At 42.5% G+C, this 22,979-nt stretch carries 8 protein-coding genes; 7 read left to right on the top strand and 1 reads right to left on the bottom strand.

Features of this window, described 5'->3' with window-relative positions:
• From J8L85_RS08225 to J8L85_RS08200, 6 genes are all read left to right on the top strand, one after another.
• Positions 1-3,531 (top strand): gliding motility-associated C-terminal domain-containing protein (locus J8L85_RS08225; protein ID WP_211016216.1); only part of this gene is annotated, 3,531 nt, incomplete at its 5' end.
• A 3-nt stretch (positions 3,532-3,534) separates the two neighbouring features.
• Entirely contained in the window at positions 3,535-4,488 is a 954-nt protein-coding gene (locus J8L85_RS08220; RefSeq protein WP_211016215.1) for a type IX secretion system membrane protein PorP/SprF, read from the top strand.
• A gap of 10 nt (positions 4,489-4,498) precedes the next feature.
• Complete coding sequence (locus J8L85_RS08215) at positions 4,499-6,412, top strand: OmpA family protein (protein ID WP_211016214.1); 1,914 nt, start codon at positions 4,499-4,501, stop codon at positions 6,410-6,412.
• A 100-nt stretch (positions 6,413-6,512) separates the two neighbouring features.
• Complete coding sequence (locus tag J8L85_RS08210; RefSeq protein ID WP_211016213.1) at positions 6,513-7,547, top strand: COX15/CtaA family protein; 1,035 nt, start codon at positions 6,513-6,515, stop codon at positions 7,545-7,547.
• Positions 7,548-7,573: 26 nt separating this feature from the next.
• Positions 7,574-8,071: a hypothetical protein gene (locus J8L85_RS08205; protein ID WP_211016212.1), complete on the top strand. Its 498-nt coding sequence runs from the start codon at positions 7,574-7,576 to the stop codon at positions 8,069-8,071.
• Between the two features lie 45 nt (positions 8,072-8,116).
• Positions 8,117-9,175, top strand: coding sequence for a nucleoid-associated protein (locus tag J8L85_RS08200; RefSeq protein ID WP_211016211.1), 1,059 nt, complete (start codon positions 8,117-8,119; stop codon positions 9,173-9,175).
• On the opposite strand, the gene J8L85_RS08195 is transcribed toward J8L85_RS08200, so the two are convergent.
• The gene (locus J8L85_RS08195; RefSeq protein ID WP_211016209.1) at positions 9,172-10,251 is read right to left on the bottom strand and encodes a hypothetical protein; all 1,080 of its coding nucleotides are present in this window, start codon (positions 10,249-10,251) and stop codon (positions 9,172-9,174) included. The two genes, J8L85_RS08200 and J8L85_RS08195, sit on opposite strands and share 4 nt — an antisense overlap.
• Before the next feature lie 211 nt (positions 10,252-10,462).
• On the opposite strand from J8L85_RS08195, the gene J8L85_RS08185 reads away from it, so the two are divergent.
• Positions 10,463-22,876: a T9SS type B sorting domain-containing protein gene (locus tag J8L85_RS08185; RefSeq protein WP_247656583.1), complete on the top strand. Its 12,414-nt coding sequence runs from the start codon at positions 10,463-10,465 to the stop codon at positions 22,874-22,876.
• The last annotated feature ends 103 nt before the right edge of the window (positions 22,877-22,979 follow it).

The raw sequence follows: 22,979 nt of genomic DNA, 5'->3' as shown, positions 1-22,979 counted from the left end.
CAGGTGGTGGTCACCGAACAGGCAAAGCCCAATGCGGGAAGCGATGGGACACTCACGATCTGTAAAGATGAAAAAGTGACCGAGGCACAACTTTTTGCACAGCTGGGCACTTACGACTCGGGAGGAACATGGAGCCCCATCCCTGACGGAGCGGGCACCTACACCTATACCGTACCGGCTACCGCACCCTGTACCGAGGATGCCACCGCACAGGTGATAGTCACCGAACAGGCAAAGCCCAATGCGGGAAGCGATGGGACACTCACGATCTGCGAAGGCGAGATAGTGACCGAGGCTCAACTTTTTGCACAACTGGGTACGTACGACTCGGGAGGAACATGGTCCTTCCCTACCGAAGTGGCAGGTACCTATACCTATACCGTAACCGCCACGGCACCTTGTACCGTAGACGATACGGCAACGGTTGTCGTGACGGTGCAAGCGGCACCAGAGGCAGGTTCCAATGGAGCCCTGACAATCTGTAAAGACGAAAAAGTGACCGAAGCACAACTTTTTGCACAACTCGGAGGTGACCCGGATACCAACGGAACATGGTCGCCAGTCCCTGATGGTCCGGGTACCTACACCTATACCGTACCGGCCACGGCACCCTGTACCGTAGACGATACCAGTACCGTGACCGTCATGGAACAACCTAAAACAAATGCGGGAACCGATGGGACATTGACGATTTGTGAAGGGACCAAAGTGACCGAGACACAACTGTTCGCTCAACTCGGCGGTACTCCCGATACAGACGGAACATGGAGCCCCGCCCTAGACGGTGCCGGAACCTATACCTATACCGTAACCGCCACCGCACCCTGTACCGGAAACGATACCGCCCAGGTGGTGGTGACCGTGCAGACAGCGCCGAATGCGGGCAGCGATGGAACCTTGACGATCTGCCAAGGCGAAACAGTGACCGAGGCACAACTTTTTGCACAGTTGGGCGCCCACGATTCGGGAGGAACATGGAGCCCCGCCCTAGACGGTGCCGGAACCTATACCTATACCGTAACCGCTACCGCGCCCTGTACCGAGGATGCTACCGCCCAGGTGGTGGTCACCGAACAGGCAAAGCCCAATGCGGGAAGCGATGGAAGTCTTACCATATGTGAAGGCGAGACAGTGACCGAGATCCAACTTTTTGCACAACTGGGTGCCCACGATTCGGGAGGAACATGGAGCCCTGCCCTGGCCGGCGCCGGAACCTATACCTATACCGTAACCGCGACCGCACCCTGTACCGGAAACGATACTGCACAGATTGTGGTAACGGAACAAAAGAAACCAAACGCGGGTAGCGATGGAACCCTGACAATTTGCGAAGGGACCAAAGTGACCGAGGCACAACTTTTTTCACAGTTGGGCACTTACGACTCGGGAGGAACATGGAGCCCCGCCCTAGACGGTGCCGGAACCTATACCTATACCGTAACCGCCACCGCACCCTGTACCGGAAACGATACCGCCCAGGTGGTGGTGACCGAACAAGCTGCACCGAACGCCGGAACCGATGGAAGTCTTACCATATGTGAAGGCGAGACAGTGACCGAGGCACAACTTTTTGCACAGTTGGGTGCCCACGATTCGGGAGGAACATGGAGTCCCGTCATGGCCGGCGCAGGAACCTATACCTATACCGTACCGGCTACCGCACCCTGTACCGAGAATGCCGCCGCACAGGTGGTAGTGACCGAACAGGCCAAGCCCAATGCGGGCAGCGATGGAGCCCTGACGATTTGTGAAGGAACCAAAGTGACCGAGACCCAACTTTTCGCACAGTTGGGTACCCACGATGCGGGAGGAACATGGAGCCCTACCCTGGCCGGTGCCGGAACCTATACCTATACAGTAACCGCCACCGCACCCTGTACCGGAAACGATACCGCCCAGGTGGTGGTGACAGAACAAGCGGCACCGAACGCCGGAACCAATGGAAGTCTTACCATATGTGAAGGCGAGACAGTGACTGAAGCACAACTTTTTGCACAGCTTGGCGCCCATGATTCGGGAGGAACATGGAGCCCCGCCCTAGACGGCGCCGGAACCTATACCTATACCGTAACCGCCACCGCACCCTGTACCGAGAATGCCACCGCACAGGTGGTAGTGACCGAACAAGCGGCACCGAACGCCGGAACCGATGGAAGTCTTACCATATGTGAAGGCGAGACAGTAACAGCTACACAGCTCTTTGCCCAACTCGGAGGTACGCCCGATACAGGGGGTACATGGAGCCCTGCCCTGGCCGGTGCCGGAACCTATACCTATACCGTAACCGCGACCGCACCCTGTACCGGAAACGATACCGCCCAGGTGGTGGTGACCGAACAAGCGGCACCGAACGCCGGAACCAATGGAAGTCTTACCATATGTGAAGGCGAGACAGTAACAGCTACACAGCTCTTTGCCCAACTCGGAGGTACGCCCGATACAGGGGGTACATGGAGTCCTGTCATGGCCGGCGCAGGAACCTATACTTACACTGTTAAGGGGAACGCATGTGAGGATGCGACCGCTATCGTAACCGTTACCGAGGACATACAACCAAATGCCGGAACCGATGCCACCCTCTCCATATGTCCCGACGAGACGGTAACCCAGGCCCAGCTTCTTGCACTCTTGGGAACGGACACCCCTCTAGGAACATGGAGCCCAAACCCTGAAGGCGCCGGAGCCGGAGCCTATACGTACACCGTAACAGGCAATGTTTGTGGTGCGAACTCGACCGCTACGGTTACCGTAACCATTTCAAACTTGGATTCAGATGGAGATACCATATTGGATTGTAAGGAAATGATGGACGGAACCGATCCTTTTGACGACTGTGATTCTATTGGAGGTACCCCATTACCCACCAGTGATTGCGATAATGATGACCTAACAGAAGAAGAGGAAGCCCTATTAGGTACTGACCCTATGAATCCGGATACGGATGGAGATGGTGTAACCGACGGGCAAGAAGTTACCGACAATACCGACCCAATGGATCCTTGTGATTTTATTTTAGAAAACCAGACCATAATACCTACCGCGGAATGGGGTGAAACCGATTGCGATATGGACAATCTCACCAATGCACAGGAAATAAACAGAGGTACAGACCCCAAAAACCCCGATACAGATGGTGACACCATTAATGATGGCCAAGAAGTGAGCGACAACACAGACCCTCTCGACCCTTGTGATTCCATTGGGGGAACACCACCAAATGGGGTTACATGCGAAATATATGTAGAGTCAGACTTGGTAAAACCAGGAGATTCTATGGATGGGAGTTTCAAAATTATCAATATTGAAAGATATCCCAACAACAAGGTTGAAATCTACAATCGATGGGGTGTAAAAGTATGGGAAACCCAAGGGTATAAAAATGGCATTAATGCCTTCAATGGATATTCAAATGGAAGAACCGTTATCATGAAAAATAAAGAACTGCCGACTGAGGTATATTTCTATGATATACGATATGAAGTGGATGGAAAACAGAAATTATTAACTGGATATCTCCATGTAATTCGATAAAAGATGAAGAACATCAATAAAATCGCCTTTTTATTCTTAATCATTGTTATAGGCTCGCATTACATTGCTTTTGGCCAACAAGATGCCCAGTATACGCAATATATGTACAATACTTTATCTGTAAATCCGGCCTATGCAGGATCTAGGGAGGTGTTGAGTATCGCCGCACTTCATAGGTCTCAATGGGTTGGCCGTGATGGCGCCCCAAATACCCAAACATTGAACATTCATGGCCCCACTTCAAATAAAGTTGGCCTAGGATTATCTATAGTAAATGATGAAATCGGAAACAACACCAATCAAAACACCTACTTTGATGCTGCTTTTTCCTATTCCATAAAAACATCAGAAACACACAAGTTATCTTTTGGAATTAAAGCGGGCGGTCACTTATTAAATATTGATTTTAACAATCTAAGAAATTACAATGCCAGTACAAGCACCGTCACCTCCACTGAGCTATACAAAAAATTTGTTCCGAATTTTGGTGCCGGCATCTACTACCACAGCAATAATTTTTATGCGGGCCTATCTGTACCAAATTTTATGAAAACAGAGCATTTTGACAGTTCTTCGGGAAGTGACAACAATATTGTTTCTGTAGATGAAATGACATGGTACCTAATATCAGGATATGTTTTTAATATGTCGTCATCATTAAAATTTAAACCGGCCTTTTTATTAAAAGCTACCCCTGGAGCTCCGTTACAGGCCGATGTATCCGCCAACTTTTTATTAAATGATAGATTTACTATGGGGGCCGCCTACAGATGGGACGCCGCGATAAGTGCTCTTTTCGGGTTTCAAATCACCAAGCAGTTAATGTTAGGCCTTGCTTATGACAGTGAAATCTCTGAATTGGGAGGCACCAAATTCAACAATGGTTCTTTTGAAATATTTCTTAGATACGAATTTCTTAAAAACACCAAAATTGACCTAACACCTAGATTCTTTTAAACGACCAAAAATGAGATTCAATTTATCGTACATATTTTGTTTACTATTTCTTATCCCCAAGGTGGGAACTTCCCAGGACAAGAAAAATAAGTTGACCGAAGATAATTTTGAACATTATGGATACATGGTGGACATGTCCACTTATGAGGAGCTTACAAAACAAGGATTGTCGGATGAGAAAATATGTAAAAACCTTGGCAATACGGCCTACCTAAAAGCAGAATATCAAGAAGCGACCTATTGGTATGCCAAACTTTTTGAATTAAAGAACACTTCTATTGAAACGGATTATCTCTACAGATATGCACAGGCATTAAAATCAACCAAAGATTATGAGGGTTCCGTACGTTGGATGAAAAAATTCAGAAAGAAAAAAGAGAACGACATAAGAGCTCAAAAGCATAATAAGGATGTGGAATACTTTATGGAGCTGATGGCCCCCTCAGAGGAATATACCGTTGAAAACTTAACAGCCATTAATTCTAAAGAATCGGATTTCGCACCTTCTTTTTACAATAACGATCTTGTCTTTTCTACGGCAAGAGATCTAGAGACAACCTCTAGAACCACTACTCCATACTTAAATCTTTACACCGCTTCCAATTTTTCGATAAAGGAAAATAGCACCCCATCACCTTTTTCAGAAGAACTTAAATCGTTGGCCAACGAGTCCTCTACAAGTTTTTCTAAAGATGGAAAAACCATATATTTTACAAGAAACAACTATAAAAAAGGTTCTTTTGGTAGAGATAAAAAAGGAATAAGTAGATTAAAAATATACCGTGCTACCCTTAAAGATGGCATATGGGGGAATATTGAAGACCTACCTTTTAACAGCGACAAATATTCGGTGGCACACCCTGCCTTGAACAGTGATGGAACCAAATTATACTTCTCATCCGATATGCCAGGAACTTTGGGGGCATCAGACATATTTGTGGCAACCATAAATGCAGACGGTAGTTTTGGTCAACCAGAAAACCTAGGACCTCAGATCAATACCGAAAGCAAAGAAACCTTCCCTTTTATCTCTGATTCCGGAATTTTATATTTTGCTTCTGACGGACACCCAGGCTTAGGGGGATTGGACCTTTTTTCCATCGATCTACAAAAGAAAGATTCTGTAAAGAATCTTGGTAATCCCATCAACAGCCCCAATGATGATTTTTCATTGATTTTTGATGAAAAAACAAACTCCGGTTTCTTTGCCTCTAACCGTGCAGGCGGTGTTGGAAACGATGATATTTATTACTTAAAAACTATAGACTGTACCGTTGACATAACCGGTATTGCGGTCGATAAAGATTCTAACAAAGCTCTGCCCAATACACATATTTCTGTATTGGACGCATCGGAAAGTAGTATAGGCGAAACTTTCACAAATGAAGAAGGCGCTTTTAAAATTGAGGTTCCGTGTCAAGAAAACGGATACAATATTGTCGGTAATTTGGATGGATACGAAGAAAGTCTTCTCCCCTTACCTCCTTCAGAAGACAACAAAGAACTAAGTAATGTACGGTTAGAAATGGAGGAGACCAGTAAAGTGGCCGTAGTAGGTGCCGATTTGGTCAAAGTACTAAAACTTGATCCTATTTATTTTGATCTGAACAGTTCATATTTACGTAAAGATGCTTTTGAAAATTTGGACAAGGTAGTTGCATACATGCAAAAAAGACCCGAAGTAAAAATAGAGGTAGGCTCCCATACCGATAGTCGTGAAGAGGACAATTATAACCTTTGGCTATCAGAGCGTAGGGCACAAAGAACGGTAGATTATATTATTTCAAAGGGTATAGATAACAGTCGGGTTACCGGTAAAGGTTATGGAGAGACACAACTAATAAACAGATGTGCCAACGGCGTTAAATGTTCAGACAAAGAACATCAACTAAATAGGCGTTCAGAGTTCATAATAAGAGAATGATAGCATAACCTCCTAAAAAGCAAGATTGACAGAGGAATTTTAGATAACAAGAGTTTTCTTATATTTTAAAAGAATGGTAATTTTGTATAAACACTTTACCATGACCAAATTCTTCCGAAAACTGGCGAAGTTATCGCTTATACTGGTATATTTAGTTATTCTAGCAGGTGCAGTAGTGCGTATGACCGGCAGCGGAATGGGCTGTCCGGATTGGCCTAAATGCTTTGGATACTATATACCGCCCACACAACCTTCAGAATTACAGTGGGAACCCAATAGGGAGTTTAAAAAAGGCCAAGTAATTATTGTCAACGAGACCTTACAAGTAGCTAAAAAAGATTTTCAGACTTCTTTAAAATATAACAAAGGAAACTGGGAAACCTATACAAAACATGACTACGCCATTTTTAACCCTTGGCATACATGGGTAGAATATATAAACCGTTTATGTGGTGCTTTGGCAGGTTTGGCCACACTCGCCCTTGCCTTCGCCTCTTTCAAATTTTGGAAAACAAGAAAACGGATCACCATACTCTCATGGCTGGTAGTTTTTTCTATGGGTTTTCAGGCATGGCTCGGTGCCACGGTGGTATACTCAGTGCTAGAACCCGTTAAAATCACGATTCATATGTTAATGGCCTTGTTCATTGTTGCCCTGCTACTTTATATAATATATATGGCGAACAACGAGGACAAAAGGATTATATATGATAAAAAGACATTGATCATGGCCATTGTTGCCCTATGTTTCACCCTTGTACAAATCGCAATGGGTGCCCAGGTACGGCAATTTGTGGACCATCAAATAGACTTGTTCGGGGAAACCGCAAAAAGTATGTGGTTGGAAAATCCTTCGATCATATTTTATGCCCATCGCTCTTTTTCTATTTTGGTAGTTTTGATCAATGGCCTGTTGGCCTACCGCATCTATAAGTTAAAACTGGGCCACTTTAAAATGTATTGGGTACTTTTTATTCTTATTGTAGAGATATTTTCCGGAATTTCTATGTATTACCTTAACTTTCCCTTTACAAGCCAGCCTTTACATTTGGTTCTGGCCTCCATTTTGTTCGGTGTACAGTTCTATTTGGTATTAGATGCCCTAAAGCCTAAAATAAGTCCTAAAACTTTGTAACTTTGCCTTCCCGCAAAAAATAAGGCATGGTCTATAAAATAAGGATAATATTAGACGCTGAAGAAGACATCTTCAGGGACTTGGAAATAGAGGCTCATAACTCTCTAGAAGAATTTCATAACGCAATTACACAAGCTTTTGGCTTTCTTGGAAACGAAATGGCTTCTTTCTATACCTGCGACGAGGACTGGAAGCAAGACGAAGAAATAGCACTGTTCGACATGAGCGAAACCGGTTCTGACGTTAGGTTGATGAACGAAACATTCTTAGAGGATGTAATGACCGAAAATTCACCAAAGCTTATCTATGTTTATGATTTTCTAAATATGTGGACCTTTTTTGTAGAGCTGGCGGATATTGTAGAAAAAGAAGATGGTAGGGCCTACCCCAACGTATTGTTCAGTTTTGGGGAACTCCCAGAGTCACCTCCAGAAAGAAAGTTCGAATCCGAAAACAGCGCCTTTGATTTTGATGATACTTTTGAGAATTATGACGATTTAGATTTCGATGAGAATTGGAATTAATTTTCTAAATAAACAAAACACTTTTTTAACTCCCGATATATACCCATGATAAATTTATATGCAACCCAAATTGAACATATTTCCATACATAGAGTAGGAAACAAAAACAAAGGTGAAAGTGTGTTTTTATCCGCGGAACCTTTTTCGTTAAACGACGAAACTACAGGGTTATTAAAAGAGTATTTCTTTAAACCCTTCAGAGAAAAAGAAGAAAACTATTATAAGCTATCTCATGAGGTAGATGTAGAATTTAACGAAATATACAAGGTTGCTATAGAGATGTTCTCAGATGCATCAAATACACACTTGTCCTCAAAAAAAATAGCAACTCATTTATTCGAACAGTCGAACCATCCACATATTAAAAGTGGTGAAGTGTATGTCACTTATTTATCAAACGTGCTATTGGATAATGAAAAGGTAGAGGCCATTGGTATTTTTAAAAGTGAGCTAAAACACGATTTTCTTCAGTTTCAAGAAAATGAATCCAACTTGGACATTATTGTACAGCAAGGGATCAACATTAACAAACTGGACAAAGGATGTCTTATTTTTAATGTCAACCAAGAAGAAGGGTACAAAGTACTTTCTGTAGATAGCAATAAGTATGACACCAAATACTGGTTAGACCATTTTCTTGGTGCCGTACCACTCTCAGATGATAATTTTAAGACAAAAAACTACTTGAAGTTTTGCCAGAATTTTGCAAAAGATGTGGTTTTGCCCGCGGAGGACAAACAACAAGAAGTATTGTTCATGAACCGTGCGGTAAACCATTTCGCAAAAAACGATTCTTTTGAAGAAAGCAACTTCTTGAACGAGGTAATGGACAATCCGGAGCTTATACCGGAATTTAAACATTACAAGGTAGAAAAAGGACCTAAATACAGTATCGAGGATGTTTCTAACTTTGACATAGCCAACAAGGCAGTATCGGATGTTAGGAAGAAAATTAAGAACGTCATCAACCTCGACACCAATATTCAGATAAAAATGGATTTCATAAATCCTGAATCTGCCGAAAAATTCGTAGAAAAAGGATGGGACGAAGAGCGTCAAATGTACTATTACCTAGTATACTTTAACAAAGAACAGAAGAGCTAGACCTTAATTCTGTTCTCTATAATCTGTCTCATACTAACATCTTCGTAATTACGACGAACAAAATCAAGGGCCAAGTCCAAGACTTCCCCCATGGTCTTGCATTTGTTAAAATTGGGGTCGGACGTCAATACAGCTATTTCCTCTTTTAACATATTTATGTTTTCATCTGTAGAAATATGATCTTTTTTACAAATGGCCCTTAATTTTTTTATCCTATTACCAGAGCTCAAAATACGTTTTGCGACCATAGACCTTTCTTCTAGCTTATACTGGTCTACGGAATCCCGTAAAAGTTTATCCCTCACCAACTCGACCATTTTATAGTTCTCTTTAAAAAATTGGGGCCGGTATACTTTCAGTTTACCCTCATAACACTGTTGGTCAAAATCTATCGCACGTATTTTATATGCTACATGGTCAAAATCATGGATTGCCACAACTACATAATTATACGACCTCATGTCCCCCAACAATCGGATCATACATCGTTCATTGAATTTTACGAACTCCTTGGCCAACTGAGCCTTTTCCCGTTCAGAACAAGATGGAAGATTGTTCTTTATAAACTCATCACCAGGTATGCCGGCAATATGCTCTTCTATCAAAGTATCTTTATACACCAAAAAACTAAGGTTATAGGGAGACAACATGTGCTCCAATTCTAGTCCGTAAATACGTGATGCATCCGTTTTTTTAATATAAAAATTGGTGAAATTATCGTTTAGAATGTTCCTTACCTTAATTCTAAAAGGTTTGGAGTTTCCGAAAGTGCAATAATCGACAGAATCCACATTCAGGTATTGGTGAATGTTTTCATTACCATCCGAAAGTAAAATCGAATAAACCTTTTTTAAACTTTCGTCTATTTCCTTTCTTTCAAATTCGGAGTAGAACACCCGTATCCATAAAGTATCCTCATCATTTTTATCGTACACGGAAACTGAACCGGAAAAACGAAGTAGATCATCATAAAATATGGGTATCTCAATTTTTCGATTGTAATATTCCAGGTACTCGTCCAGTTCTTTACTAACCGGATATGCTGGCTTTTTCTTGGACATTAATCGTTCTTCCATACTGGGCATTTCTTTCTATAAAGATACAATAAAGAGATTGTAAGTTAAAAGTACCGATAGTCGATAAAAGGTATATTCTTAAAGGAATCACAAAATGTTGTCAACATATATATTGATTAATACCACAGCTAACACCCCGTTGGCAACAATTCATTGCCAGGCCTAACAAATTGTGGTTTTTTAGGGGCGAAATTTACCTTTAATAGAACAAATGATGAAAAAATTGTTTTGTGTCCTAATTATGCTTGCCGGAGTTTTCGGACACTCCCAATTAAGTGACCTTCATTACTTACCACCATTAAAACAAGGTCAAAACAATCAAGGTATACAGAACCAAGCAGTATATTTATCTACTCCAGAAACAACGCCTTTTACGGTAAATGTGTATCGCGGGACCAATACCACCCCCGTACAGACTTTCAGTATAGATAACCTTAACCCGGTAGTGTGGACACTTGGCAATGGGGACAACAACATTACACTGGTAGACAATAACCATACGGGAGTTGTACTTAACAATAGTGGATTGCGTTTTGAGTCACCCAGCGGTAAAGAATTCTACGTAAACTATAGAGGTAAATCTGGGTCACAGGCCGCTTCGTTAACCGCCAAGGGACGACAAGCACTAGGCCAACACTTTAAATGGGGAGGAGTTCCCAACCTAGGTAGCCATTCATCAAAATCTAACACCTTGGGTATCATGGCCACCGAGGACAATACCACTATTACTCTATCTGGTTATGATCCGGGTTGTGAATTTAGGGTCGGCGGTGACAGAGCCGGTATAAAAGCCAATATTCACACTATAACATTGGATGCCAACGAATCTTTTGTTTATGAAACCTATATAGGTAACAACCCCACCCCGGCACATGAAGATGGCTGGATCGGGGCTTCCATTGATGCCGATAAAGATATTGTGATCAGTAACGGTATGATCAACTTTGGTAGCCAAGCAGGACAGAGCCATAGAGATGCCGGTATAGACCAACCTGTACCCGAAAACAGACTGGGTAAAGATTACGTTTTCATAAGAGGTAATGGTAACTCTAACGGATACACCGAGTTCCCACTGATTATAGCTACTGCAGATAACACCCAAATATACATTAACGGTAGCTCAACCCCAGTGGCCACCATAGATGATGGTGAATACTACAAAATACCTAGTTCTTATTATTCCTCTAATACGGTAGGTGCCAACATGTTCGTACATACCTCAAAAGATGCCTATGCCTACCAATCTATGGCGGGATCTAGTGCTTTGTACACACAAGGTTTAAACTTTGTGGCCCCTGTAAACTGTTTGTTACCAGATGTAATGAACAACATTCCGGATATCCGAAACATTGCGGGTTCCACCGTTACGGGTGGACTCACCATTACAGCATCCACGAACACCCCTGATGAAAACATCAAGGTATACGAAGACGGTGTAGAAGTGACCAAACCTGCTTCTAACCCTGTAACCGGATCCGCGGATTGGAAAACATTTTTTATTCCAAATTTGGACGGTGATATCAGCGTAACGTCTACTGGCCCCATGGCTATCGGTTTTTTCGGATATAATGGTGCCCAAGGTGTAGCCGGTTATTTTTCCGGTTTTGACACCGTTCCCGAAGTAGTACTAAAAATTAATGGAGGTGCCGAAGGGGATTGTTTTTCTGGAGCTACGATTTTTGAAGCTTCGGACGACAACTTTGATGCCTACCAATGGTTTTATGACGGTCAGCTGATCGAAGGGGCAAATTCGTTTGAATATGCAGCAACTGCCGCTGGCGATTATTTTGTTAGGGGAACCAAGGGGCCATGTACCTATGACTCCCAATCCGTTACCGTTTTTTATTGTGAAGAAGATATCGTAGTCAATAAAACCGTGGACAAGCCAGAAATTGTAGAAGGTGAGACCGCGACTTTTACGATTAGGGTAGAAAATCAAAATTTTGAACCGGTCACCAATTTGAAAGTTACAGACAACATTCCAGCAGGATTGACCTTGGTAGACGGAACTACCACTACCGGAACATGGAATGGGTCGGTTTGGGATATTGGAACATTAGAACCGGGTGAGCCCGTATTTCTATACCTTGAAGTAGTAGGGGATGAAATTGACATAGCTCCCCTGATCAATGTCACCAATACCGTTTCGCATACCCAGGACCAGGTTGATGAAAATATTACGGAAGACATTCTTTCCGCTAGCATCATTGTACATAATGATTTTGACAATGATGGGGTTATAGATATTGTGGATGTCGATGATGACAATGACGGTATTTATGATAGTGATGAATGCGAAGGTGCTTTTTGCTTTGAATCGATAGTCAACGAAAGTTTTGAAGATCCAAATGTTTCCGGATATTCCATTCTAGATGAAAGTAGTGTTCCCGGATGGTATTCGACCGCCACCGACAAAAAAATCGAAGTCTGGGAATCTGGTTTCTACGGAGTAAATTCTTACGACGGTAACCAACACGTTGAACTTAATGCCAATAGTTACGGTGCATTATACCAAAATTTATGTTTGACCCCAGGTACAGAGATGAGCTGGTCGGTTAGACACAGGGGTAGAGCCGGTACCGATGTAATGCAACTGAGGATCGGGGCCGATCTTGCCAGTGCCACCGTACAAGAAACAATGACCACGGATAATACGGCCTGGGTGTTATATTCAGGAACCTATACCGTACCTGTTGGCCAAACAAATACCGTGTTTATTTTTGAGGCGGTATCTACCGCCAATGGCAGTATTTCTGTAGGTAACTTTATCGATGATGTAAAAATAGACATTCTTGTTCCCGAAACCTGTATAGATTCTGATGGTGACGGATACCCTAACAATCTAGATTTGGATAGCGATGACGATGGTTGTACCGATGCCGATGAATTTTACAAGGACAACAGCGCCGACGGCGATGATGGAGGCGAATACGGTACAGGTGCGCCTGCTGTCGACCCCAATACAGGTGCTGTAATCGGAGCCTCGTACACCTTGGTCTTAGCTCCACAAATTGTTTTGGAAAATACGGCCGAAGATTTGGCAACAAATGATATTAACGGCCAAGAGATTGGTCTTGGTGATACTTTTGATTATGTACTTCGTTTCCAAAACACAGGAAATGACAATGCGACATCATACACTATTAGAGATATATTACCTGCCAATGTAAGCTTGGACAATGTTGATTTGTCGGGAGCATCCAGTAGTGTAACATATAGCCACGACCCAGTAAGCAATATCATAACATTTCAAATTCCTGATAACCTAGTAGAAGTCAACGACCCCGAATACACTATTCGGATGACGGTCACCTTGTCCTCTAACTGTTCCGAATTTGTAAATGCCTGTTCAGAGACTATAGAAAATTTCGCATACTCCACCTACCAAGGGGTTACGAACACCAATACTTATAGTGACGAACCGGGATCCACACTGACCCCTACCTGTAACACTGATACAGCCGTGGCCACAAACAGTCTATCAAATGCACTACAAGGTTGTAATACGGCCAGAACCGTACAGTTATGTGGTGATTTCGCCACCTTGAGTGCAGGTTCCGGATTTACAACGTACACATGGGCCATAGATGCCAATGGCAACGGTCAAATAGACGCAGGGGAAACACCGATTGATGATGGCGATAGTGACCCGAGTACCTTGGTAATTACCGAAATTGGTAATTACATCGTTGAAAAAAGTGGCGCTACGGGATGTGCCGACCTGGTTGAACTGATAAACGTTGAACGTTTTGGAACAACACAGACCAACCCTATAATAACATACTTCAATCAAGTAAACTCCGATGTAAATACAGATAATGATTTACAAGGAGAAATTGTTTCCTGTTCTATTGATGGTAGTCAAATGCCACATATATTCTTATGCGGCGAAAACGACGAAGCCACATTACAATTGGGAATAACCGATGCCGAAAGTATCGTATGGCAACAATTGGATGAAGCCAGTTGCACAGGTATTGAAGATGACTGTGCTACCACCAACTCTGGTTGCTCATGGACAGAGCTAGCCATTCAAAATAATTATACCGTAACCGATAGTGGAAAGTACAGGGTAGTGATCAATTATGAAAATGGTTGCTTCAGTCGTTTTTACTTCAACGTGTACAAAAACACATTGGACATCGATTATATTTCTTCTGATATCTTGTGTAACACTTCTGGAAATATCAGAATTACAAATCCAAGTTCCAACTATGGTTATCAACTTGTAAATGCGACTACAAATGATATCGTAATACCTTTTTCCGATAACAACGGTCCTAATTTTGACATTACTACCAGTGGAACCTACAAAGTACAGATTACTACATTGGATCCTTCAACTGGAGACCCTATAGACAATGCCTGTATTTTTGAGACCGAGGATATTGGTATACAGGAAATGGACTATGAAGTAAACATAGAAACAACTCCTGCAGACTGTAGTGGTTTTGGAACCATTTCAATTCAGGCCCTAAATGTATTGCCAGATTATAGCTACGAACTTCGTTTGGATGACGGCACTAATAGTGGAGCTGGAACATTTTTCCAAGAAATGGTTTCTGTGGAAGATAACACCTATACATTTGATAGTGTACCTGCCGGCGACTATATCGTTATTACCACTACAGAAGATGGTTGTACCGATTCTCAAAACATTACGGTAGACGAATACCCGGCACTTAATTTAACGGCCAGTGTTAGCGAAAACATCACCTGTAATTCGGGTATGATAACATTGACACCTAGCGGCGGTAATCCCGACCCAAATTATGACATGGCCATTTGGAGCGTTGGTGGAGTCGAACTTTATGCAAGTCCAGAGGATGTACCTGCCTCCGAACTTCAAACGACCAATGATTTCGTATTTACCGATAGTAGTGACGCCAATGACTATGTATTTATCGTTTTTGACGACAACGGATGTAGCACCTTATCGAACAGCGTAACCTTACAAGACCTTGGTCCTGTAACCATTTCCGCATCGCATACGGATATTATTTGTGCAGACTCGGCCACCTCAACATTGACGATTACAGCAAGCGGAGGTACGGCTCCTTATGAATATAGTTTAGATGGTGGCGCTAATTACCAAAGCACCAACACTTTTACCAATTTAGGTGGAGGTAACTATACAATCACCGTTCGGGATTCCAGTGGATCTCCAACCTCAAGATGTATTGCAACATTGGACTATGAAATCGACCAACCTTTTAGATTAACAGCTTCTGCCTCAATCGTTGAGGATGTTTCTTGCGATCCTTCGGGGGCATTGGTTAAAATACTGAATCCTAATGGAGGTCAGGCACCTTACTCTTATAGTTTTGATGGTGGATCTAATTACACCGGAACAAATGAACAACGATTAACTGCAGGTACCTATAATTTGTCCATTATGGACAACTTAGGTTGTACTTATGACATGGAAATAACGGTGGATGCCCCTATGGCCGACCCAAGTTTCGACAGTGCGATCGATTATGCTTGTGATGGAGCTGGAACCATAACCATTACACCGAGCAACACTACTGACTTTGATTACACGTATACTATTGACGGTACCACAAATACCCCTGAGGACAGTAATGTGTTCAATAATGTAGGGGCTGGTACACATACGGTTACCGTAGGCTATTCAAGCTCTATTACACCCACTCAAAGCACCTTATTCCTAGAAAACTTTGGCACGGGCATTACTACTCAAATAGGAGAAGTAGGTCCAGGGTATTGTTACGAACCACAAGATGGCAGTGCCACAGCCTGTAACCTAGGTCCCGCAGGTATTTTGGTGAATGGTGAGTATGCCGTTACCTCGGTAGTTACCAACCCCAATACCTCATGGAGAAGCCCTAACGACCGTACCGGTTTAACGGATGGCAGGTTCATGGCCATAGGGGTAAGTACCTCGGCCGGCAATAATAACGTTTTATGGTCCAGAACCGGATTGGAAGTTTTGGCCAATCAAGATATTACCATTTCGTTCTACGCATACAATATACTAATCAACAGTGCTTCAGGCAACGACCCCGAGGTTCTTGTAGAACTTATAGATGGATCGGGCAACGTAATCAGCAGTACGGCTACAACAGCAATACCTAAAAACAATAATGCCGATGATTGGCATTTAAGGGAAGTCACCTTTAACCCTGGATCAAATACGGTCGTTGGCGTTGTCTTACGTACCAACTTGGATAGCGACGACGGAAACTTCTTGGTCTTGGATGACATTCAGGCTACCCAAATACCTGAAGTATGTGAGACCACACAAGATCTGACGATAATCGTAGAGGAGAATCAAGAATTTAGCGTCGGTATTTTAGGTAGTACAGACCCTACCTGTAACGGTAACAGCGACGGTAACATTCGTTTTGAGGTCAAGAATTTTGATGCAGCGACAGGTTATGAATATTCGACCGATGGTGGTACCAATTGGACGGTAGAAACGGCGGCCATCGTCACCACACCTTCCACATTGGCGGACGGGACCTATAACATTATGGTCCGCAAGGTAAGCGACAATTCTTGTACGGCTACTTCGGCGACATCGGTGACCTTGACAGCTCCTACAACTATAGCTCCCAGTTTAACACAAACTGCAGAATATACGTGCTTTAATACCGGTGCCACTTTAGAGGCTTCCGCTACAGGCGGTACACCAGGGTATGAATATCAGTTGGAAAGAGCTTCAGATAATTCTATTGTTAGGGCATACCAAACAAATGCTGATTTTGTAAATGTTACCGAGGGCGATTATGTTTTACGTGTAAAAGATGATAGAGGTTGCGAGGTTGTTTCAACAGTAGCTGTAACAGTAGATAAATTTGAAGATGTAGATTTTGATTTAACCGCTACTTCTTGTTATGACGGCGCAAACAATGCTACCATTACCGTGAATGTAACCTCTGGTAATGGCAACTATACCTTTAGGCTAAACGGTGGCGGCTGGGTTACCCCTACCCCAACAACCAATACCACTTATACTTTTTCCGGTTTATCTAATGGTAGTTATGATATTGAAGTTACAGATGCTTTTGGATGTGCATCGACATTAAAAACAATAGTTATACAACCAAACTTAAACGCAACTGTAAAAGTTGTAGACGTTAGTTCTTGTGCGGATGGTAGTATAACCGTAGATGCTAGTGGTGGAGATGGTAATTTAGCGTATGCTTTTGTACCAACAACAACGCCTGTTACCGCAGCAGATTTTTCAGTAACAGATACATTTACTGTAGCAGCAGCAGATGCAGGTACTTATGATGTTTATGTATGGGATAATGGTGCAGCAGACCCACATTGTGAGTTTATGGAGACCGTGACCGTGAACCCAGCAACACCTATAACATTCACAGCAACACCAACAGACCCGGAATGTCATGACGGCTTAGGAACAATTGAGGTAGAAGTAACATCTGGTATTGCTCCATACACCTATGAAATTATAGACATAGATAACGCTGGTGCTTCTAACCAAACAGTTACCAACGTAATCAACAATACAAAAACTTTTTATAACCTGAACCCAGGAAATTATACAATTAATATTACAGATGCCAGTGGTTGTACGGTTACTACAACCCCTAATGTAACTATTAATAATCCTGATGAGTTAACGGCAGATATTATAGGTGTTACCCCTAATACCTGTACTGGTACTGCTAGTGACTTTGGTTTTAGATTTGATGCTTACCCAACTACTTTAGGAACTATAGAGTTTAGTGCAGATGGTGGTGCTACTTGGACTGGGGACAACTCTGTACCTGGAACATCGGATAGGTTAACCGGTTATTTATCTGGAGAAAGTGTTTACCCTTCTATGAGAACGGTAGATGGCTCTGGAAATACTATTTGTCAAACAGATTTCCCAAGATATACAATTCCTTATCCTTTGGATAATCTAGATATTACTATAGACGCTGTTGTTGTAAATTGTAATGAGCTACAAGTTAAAGTGCAAGGTTCTCAAGGTACTCCAGGTTATGAGTATGCATTTTCTGATGATCCAGCAAACTTTAACCCTGCTACTGCTACTTGGATAGCTGGTGGGTCAGTAAACGATTCTTCAGGGTCTCCTGTCGCAGTTCCGGCAGGACACGGTAATTACTTATGGACAGGCTTAACACCTGGTAGAACTTATGTTTTTTATGTACGTGATTTTAATGGTTGTGTACGCCAGAGTGATGTGAACGTGAACGATATTGTAGATCCCCTTCCTTTAGATGTTGACTTTACCTCAGCTCCTTCTTGTGATGGTGCAGATAATGCAACAATAGATTTTACAATTACAGATCATGAAGCTCCATTTGGGTCTCAATACAGATGGGAGCTGTATAATATAGCAGGTAACATTATTAGATCTAGTGGCAATGGTACAACTCCTGGTATGGCAGGTACAATAGTTACTTTTGATAATAATTTACAAATAACCGATTTAGTGCCAGACGAATACTACATTGTAGTAACAGAAATTGACGGTGTTACCGATACGTGTATATCCGCATCGGAGAATGTGTTGTTAGAAGAATTAGATCCTATTACTGCAACTTTAAGTAAATTAGAAGATATTACTTGTGCTAGTCCTGGACTTATAGCTGTAGAAAATATCGCAGGTGGTGGAGGTACATATACATTTACTCTAACAGATCCTTCTGCAACAGTAATTGCTACTGGTACACCAGATAATCCTTTAGAAATTCCTGCAGGTTCTGTAGCTGGTGATTATGCGGTAAGTATAAGCGACCAATATGGCTGCGAGTATCCTTTGGGAACAATTAATATGTCATTAGCTGCTAATCCAACCATAGATGGTGTTGATGTAGATAATTGCGGTACTACTGCAACTGTAACTGTTAATACAACACTTGGAGATTCTGCTACACTTGTATATTCTATAGATGGTGGTGCAAATTACGTTTCAAACGGAGGTGTGTTTAATAATGTAGCTGTGGGTACATATACTGTTTTTGTAAAAGATGGTAATGGTTGTACAGATTCATTCGCTACAGAAGTTTTCCCCACTTTACAAGCTACTGCAACTTTAAAAGAAAGTTTAGGTTGTACCAATGATGCAGAAATTTTAATAAGCGCATCAGAAGGTTCTGGAGATTATGAGTATCGGATTGAAAATTCATCTGCTACAGAAATTGTTGCCAGAACAGCATTTACAACATCTGTTAGCGCAGTGGTAACAGTTGCAGATACTTATACCGTTCAGGTTTTTGATGCAAACACATCTACACCAGAATGTTTTAGAACGTTCACTGTAGAGGTACCCCCCGCTATTCAACCAAACTTCACGGCAACCCCAACAGACGTTACTTGTAATGGAGGCTCGGATGGCGCCATCAAAATAACGGAAATAAACAACGGCAACAACCCTTTGAGCTACGTCTTAAGTCCGGCAAGTGCCACCTTCAACACTACCTCAAATAGTTTTGAGGGCCTCGCTGCAGGCACGTATGATGTTATAGGTACAGGGCCAAACGGTTGTGTAACCACTAGATCGTCTATAGTGGTAGGGGAGCCAAATGTAGTAGCATTTGCTACACCAAATGTAACCCAGTTTGGTTGTACATCGGATAATACTACAAACAATGCAACTATTGTTTTAGATAAAACTAGTATAACCGGAGGTAGTAACACCTATTCACGTTATGAGTTTGAAGATGTTGCCACTGGTACAATTTTACAAAGTGGAACAAGTCCCACATATACCTATACGGATTATGCCGGCGGTGATGTCATTGTCCGTGTATTTGATGATGCCGGATGCTCTGCCGAACAAACGGTTACCGTTAACTCTTATGACCCATTGGTTTCAGCTTCGACAAATGTGCTTACACCTATTAGCTGTTCAAGCACCAACACAGGAGAAGAAATTAGGGTTGATGTGGTAACCAACAACAATACCTATACGTCGAACCCTGGAAATTATGAATATAGGCTATTACCTTCGGGTACTGCCCAAGCGTCAAATATTTTCGCAGATCTACAAGTGGGTACCCATACCATTGAGATAACCAATACGACGACAGGATGTTCAATTACAACGGAACATGTTGTAAAAGAGCCCAATACTTTTGACATTACAGTAGATGTACTGTCCAATGTTATCTGTTATGGTGAAGATGGCAGTATACAAATAACCTTTGCCGATGCTACCTATACAGGTGACTTTGACTGGGAAATTTTAAATGCCGATGGTACTCCGACCACAAGAACCGATGATGACGGTACTTTCTCTGGAACAGGAACATCTGCCGCAATACCGGTAGCTGCAGGTAATTATATTGTTAGAGCGGTACAAGCTGCATTCCCAGAATGTAGCCAAGAACGTACTTTTACGATTACGACACCGGCTGCCGCATTAACTTTGGATACTATAGATACTTCCAGCGTAGGTTGCTCCAATAGTCAGGGAACGGCCCAAATTACCCCTCTTGGAGGCGAGGCCTTATATGACATTCATTTGGAGAACACCATCACTGGCTCCGCATACGACATCACACAGGTGAACGCACATCTTTTCCAAGGATTAGAGGCCGGTACTTACAACGTTCAGGTCACCGATGCCCTTGGGTGTGCACAAATTTTCACTAGTGCCTTTGAACTTATAGAGCCAGATGCCATAACCGGTACCATTACCAATACAGAACTTGAGTGTACCGGTGATACCGATGGATCTGTTTCATTTACCATTGACCCAACAAGAAATGTAATACCTAATTATAGTTATAGCCTTAACACCTATGATGATGCGGCGGGTACAACGCTATTGCGTAATTCCGCAGCACAGACAAGTCCAGATTTCCTTAATCTAAGCGCAGGCTTCTATAGTATTAGTGTTACCGACGATATTGGTTGCGAATACGAAACCGCAATTGTGGAAATCGAAGATCCAATACAGGTAGATGCTATTTTAATTACCGATAGCCCCAATAGCTGTCTTGATGGCGCAGACCTATTACTTGTTGCCTCTGGTGGAACAGCCCCTTACACTTGGAGCGAGGATGGTATTACTTACAATAGCATGAACCAGATCAATGGTACAGATACCCATCTGTTCCAAAACATGCCTGTTGGTACCTACAGCTATTTTGTTAAAGACGACTTTAATTGTGTCTCTGTAATTTCGAACGAAATAGCCGTAAACGAAATTGAAGATCTTACAATGACCTTGGACACCACCGCAGCAAAAATCAATTGTTCGGGCGATAGTACGGCCGTGATCATTGCAGATGCCGATGGTGGACTTGGCAGTTACGAATATGCATTATTTGCCGATGCGGCCTTGACTACGGAAATAAGGGCCAACCAGACCAACGGAACTTTTACCGACCTTCCAAGCGGAACATACTATGTAAGAGTTCAAAGTAGGGATTGTGAAATTGTCTCTGAAGAGATCTTTATTTCAGAACCTGATCCTTTGGTAGTGGTGCCTACCGTAACCGATGTAAGCTGTAATGGTGCGGATGACGGTAGCGTTCAAATTGATGTAACAGGTGGTACGGGAGATTATCAATTCGCCATTACCCCTAACCTTAATAAGTTTTATGACGAAAACATCTTTGATGCGCTTTCTCCTGGAGATTATTCTATCATCGTACAAGATAGTAACGGTTGTTACGAGCTTGTTGAGTTTACGATAACAGAGCCATCTCCCCTTGATGTTACTTTAACCGCCACGCCCGAAATATGTGCGGGTGACGAAGATGGTACCATTTCTGTCAGCATAACTGGTGGAACGGCACCCTACAGCACCAGTATCAATAGTAATGACGATGCAGATTTTGTTCAAGATAGATTAAGCTTTGACTCATTGCCTAGTGGTGACTATATCATTTTTGTAAAAGATGCCAACGGCTGTACCCTGAACGATATCATTAGAATAGAGAACGGGGCCAACCTAAATGCGTCCGTAGAAGTGGTATATGAATGCACCGGTGATACACCAAACAATTATATCGACCTTGTTTTAGAGGACGAAACCGTTTCCTCTGAAGTGATGTATGCCTTAGACTCAACGGACCCTAACGATTATATGCTAGAAGCTGATTTCAGGGATTTAACACCAGGTAGTCACTACATCACCATTGCACACTCCAACGGATGTATAAACATGTTGGAATTTGAAGTAGAAGGTTTTGAACCTTTAGAGTTGATAGCGATTCAAGAAAACCTGAATGAAATAACCGCTGTGGCGACCGGAGGAAAAGAAGGATACACCTTCTATTTTGACGACCAAGACAACGGGGACGACAACACGTTCTATATTAGAAGAACTGACACCTATACGGTAAGGGTTGTAGATGCCAATGGTTGTGAATCGGTTACAACGATTTTCATGGAGTTCATCGATATAGAAATACCTAACTTCTTTACTCCCGATGGTGATGGTCAAAATGATATTTGGACACCTATCAACATCGAGATATTCCCTGATATATTTATCACAATTTTCGATAGGTACGGACGTGAAGTATATAGGTTCAAGGACAACCAAGACGGTTGGGACGGATTCTATAACAATTCAGAATTACCTACCGGGGATTACTGGTATATCATAAAATTGAACGGAGAAGAAGATGAACGGGAGTTCGTTGGCCACTTCACCCTGTATAGATAACCAAATACTTTTTCAACCAAAGAAGCCATCTTAAAAAAGATGGCTTCTTTGGTTATACTATAGACAGTTACAAGAAAAATGTTCTTATACTTAGTATAGCATT

This window comes from Maribacter sp. MMG018, from assembly GCF_018100785.1.
In the GTDB taxonomy this organism is placed as follows: Bacteria; Bacteroidota; Bacteroidia; order Flavobacteriales; family Flavobacteriaceae; genus Maribacter.
The sequence above is the reverse complement of the archived record's forward strand: the minus strand, read 5'-3'. Positions and strand labels throughout refer to the sequence as shown.

Bases quoted from the DNA above. Each gene is read 5' to 3' on its own strand.
- J8L85_RS08220 (WP_211016215.1), top strand. From the start codon at position 3,535: ATGAAGAACATCAATAAAATCGCCTTTTTATTCTTAATCATTGTTATA.
- J8L85_RS08215 (WP_211016214.1), top strand. From the start codon at position 4,499: ATGAGATTCAATTTATCGTACATATTTTGTTTACTATTTCTTATCCCC.
- J8L85_RS08210 (WP_211016213.1), top strand. From the start codon at position 6,513: ATGACCAAATTCTTCCGAAAACTGGCGAAGTTATCGCTTATACTGGTA.
- J8L85_RS08205 (WP_211016212.1), top strand. From the start codon at position 7,574: ATGGTCTATAAAATAAGGATAATATTAGACGCTGAAGAAGACATCTTC.
- J8L85_RS08200 (WP_211016211.1), top strand. From the start codon at position 8,117: ATGATAAATTTATATGCAACCCAAATTGAACATATTTCCATACATAGA.
- J8L85_RS08195 (WP_211016209.1), bottom strand. From the start codon at position 10,251: ATGGAAGAACGATTAATGTCCAAGAAAAAGCCAGCATATCCGGTTAGT.
- J8L85_RS08185 (WP_247656583.1), top strand. From the start codon at position 10,463: ATGATGAAAAAATTGTTTTGTGTCCTAATTATGCTTGCCGGAGTTTTC.